The 3,102-nt window shown below is 59.2% G+C and carries 3 protein-coding genes; 1 reads left to right on the top strand and 2 read right to left on the bottom strand.

Annotation, left to right across the window (positions count from 1 at the left end; genetic code table 11):
* Positions 1–49 precede the first annotated feature (49 nt).
* Positions 50–244, top strand: coding sequence for a hypothetical protein (locus NW856_RS05010; RefSeq protein ID WP_041436101.1), 195 nt, complete (start codon positions 50–52; stop codon positions 242–244).
* Positions 245–392: 148 nt separating this feature from the next.
* Here the strand turns inward: NW856_RS05010 and NW856_RS05005 are convergent, their stop codons facing one another.
* Positions 393–1,517: an FtsW/RodA/SpoVE family cell cycle protein gene (locus NW856_RS05005; RefSeq protein WP_414399388.1), complete on the bottom strand. Its 1,125-nt coding sequence runs from the start codon at positions 1,515–1,517 to the stop codon at positions 393–395.
* Entirely contained in the window at positions 1,462–2,904 is a 1,443-nt protein-coding gene (gene murD, locus NW856_RS05000) for a UDP-N-acetylmuramoyl-L-alanine--D-glutamate ligase (protein WP_414399387.1), read from the bottom strand. Before murD ends, NW856_RS05005 begins: the two co-directional genes overlap by 56 nt.
* Between the last annotated feature and the right edge of the window lie 198 nt (positions 2,905–3,102).

Genomic DNA, 3,102 nt, shown 5'->3' with positions numbered 1-3,102 from the left:
CGTTTCCTAATGAAGTTTATTCCTTTTGTATCCTCTTTCTGCTGTAAAAATGTTTAACAAATTCAATCCTTCTGACAAACCCTCCAAAGGCAATTGGGCAGGTCGTACCTTTTCTGCAGCTGCGGGCGCTTCGGTGGCAGCCGGCGTTTGCATTGCCCACGGTCAGCCGGCTTACGTGTCGCTGTTGGTGGCCTGTTGCGCGACGGTGTTTACCCTCGTTTTGGATGAAATGGGCTGGATCTAGGCTCGGTTTCAACTTCAGCTTTGGTTTTGCTGCATAAGAAGCCGCTCTAAAGCAGAGACTAACCAATCCAATAGGGATCCCTGGCCCTCTGGGTTTGCTGCTTGGGTGAAAGGATCCCTTTGCTGGGTTGGCAACATGCAGCCTTACTTTACCCTGCTTCGCGGGCTGCCCGCACCAACAATCCTGCTGTGATCAGCCCTGCCAGAATAGAGCTGCCGCCATGACTGAACAAAGGCAGGGGCACACCTGTGGTGGGCAAAATCCCAGTGACCACGCCGATGTTCATCAGCGACTGCCCCACCAGAAACATCAGGCAGCCGCAGGCTACTAAGCGAATGGTCAACTCCCGACAGCGCCCCATCACCCGCCAGCCCAGCAGAGTGTAGAAGGTCAGCAACCCCAGAAAGAACAGGGATCCGGCCAAGCCAAACTCCTCTGCGTACACCGAGAAGATAAAGTCGGTGTATTGGATGGGCAGGTAGAACAGCTTTTGCTGGGAGAGGCCATATCCCTTGCCCCACAGGCCGCCAGAGCCAATGGCCAACAGACTTTGCACCAACTGATAGCCATCCCCTTGGGCATTGCCCCAGGGATCCAAAAAGGCCAGGATGCGCCGCCGTTGGTAATCTTTGCTGAGAATGCTCACCACAGCCGCCAGAATCCCCAGCCCCGCTGTGGCCAAAAGGGTGAAAGCTGGGATCCCGGCGGTCCAAGCCATAGCCCAGAGGGTGAGGCCGCAGATGGCCGTGGTGCCCAGGTTGGGCTGGGCGAGGATCCCCAAGAGCGCAAAGGCGAAGATAACCACCCAGAGGATGCGGAACCAGAGGGGATGGTGAAACCAGCGGCCAAAGATCCAGGATCCCTGCAAGACCAACAGGGGCTTGAGCAATTCTGAAGGCTGGATAACAGGGATCACCTTCAAATCCAGCCAGCGGCTGGCTTCCAGGCGGGAAACCCCCAACCCCGGCACCTGGGTGGCCCACACCAGGCCAACTCCCAGCAAGCAGAGGATCCCGGCCCAGGGGAACCAGCGCCGCAGCGGGATCCGCACCAGAACCCAGAAGCAACCCAGACCCAACCCGGCCCAGAGCAATTGCCGCTTGAAAAAGTAGAGGCCATCGCCGGTGATCCGCTGAGCCACCGGGTAGGAAGCGGAAAACAGCATCAGCAGCCCCAGCACCAGCCAGATCAAGGTGAGCCAGCGCAGCCAGCGAGCTTCAGCATTCCAGGGATCCCTGAAGGGCTTGGCAGCAGGCTCGGAAATGGTTGCCACGGTGTTCAAAGCTGGAGTACTGGTCAAAACTGGCACAGGCGGGAGACAGCAAAACGGTGATGGGCTGAGCGGGCTTCCCCAACCTCTGAGCTTGACGGGAAAGGGAACAAGCCGCTGCAAAGGCTCTTTCCACCGCTACATCTAGGGTTGGCACCAGCTCAACGTCAGTATAGTGGATCCCCTGGAGGGCCTCTGCCAGCACTGGGGCAGACTCCCCCATCAGCAACACGCGGGCCACCTTGGCCCGAATCAACCGCAACCAGGCGCCGGGATCCCCCTGCTTGGCCCTTCCCCCGGCAATCAGAACAATGGGTGGGGAAAGGGCGTTGAGCGCCACCCAGCCGGCCTCGTAGTTGGTGGCCTTGCTGTCGTTGACAAAGCGGATAGGGGTGGATCCCACCTGGATTTGCGCCACCCGCTCCAGTCGATGGGGCATGCCGGCAAAAGATCGGATGGCTTTTTGAATGGCAGCGTTGGGGAGCCCAGCTAGACGTGCTGCTGCTGCCGCCAAGAGCAGGTTTTGCAGGTTGTGTTGGCCAGGGCAGCGTTCTGCAAAGTCCTCCAGCTCCGCCACCATCTCCCCCTGGATGTAGAGGCGGTTTTCCCGCAGGTCAAGGGTTGCGGTGGGATCCCGGTCACAACAGCCTTGGGTAGCAACAAGGGAAGTCCAATAGGTATTTTCCCAGTCCTGCCGGCGGCGGCACAGGTAGGGATCCTCGCCGTTGAGCACCCGCCACTGGGCCCGATCCAAAAGGCGAGCCTTAAAGCTGGCATAGCGCTCCAGCGTCCCATGCCGTTCTAGGTGATCGGGAGTGAAGGTGGTCCACACCCCAATACGCGGCGGGCCTCCAGGAGTACTGCTCATGAGGCGGCTACTGGCCTCCAACTGGTAGCTGCTCAGCTCCGCCACGATCCAGTCCGGCTCTAGCGTTCCCTGGAGCGTTTCCAAAGCCACCTGCGACAGGGGCAGGCCGATGTTGCCGCAGGGGATCCCTTGCAACCCCGCCGCCTTGAACATTTCCGCCACCAGAGCCGTGGTGGTGCTTTTGCCGTTGGTGCCGGTGATCCCCACCCAGGGTAGGTGGTCAAGATAGATCCAGGCCAGCTCCGCCTCTCCCACCACCGGGATTCCCTGTTGACGCACCTCCTGCAGCAGCGGGTGATCCCAGGCAATGCCCGGACTGACCACCACCTGCTCCACTCCTTCGGCCAGTTGAAAAGGCTGCCCCAGCCGAACCGGGATCCCTTCTTGATTGAGCTCAGCCTGCCGCTGTCTGAGAAGAGGGGAATCTTGCTCATCCCAAACCAGCACTTCATAGCCCTGGGCCCGCAACAGTCGCGCTGCCGCCAGCCCCGCAATGCCTAACCCCAAAACTTGATGTTGCACGTTGGTTTCTACTTCGTTTCTTTATTTGGGGATCCCTGCTTGGATCTTACCGGTCACGTCCTTGACCCGCATGTTTTTGTTCGACACTCCCCTTGCTTATGGGGGTAACCAGTTGGTGGAGTGGATGGAGTTTTCCTAGCCGCCTGGATGGCTAACTTGGGAATAGGCTGGAGCATGACTCTAGTCAATAATAAGCTC

It is taken from the genome of Synechococcus sp. R3-13 (assembly GCF_047462195.1).
In the GTDB taxonomy this organism is placed as follows: domain Bacteria; phylum Cyanobacteriota; class Cyanobacteriia; order Thermostichales; family Thermostichaceae; genus Thermostichus.
The sequence above is the reverse complement of the archived record's forward strand: the minus strand, read 5'-3'. Positions and strand labels throughout refer to the sequence as shown.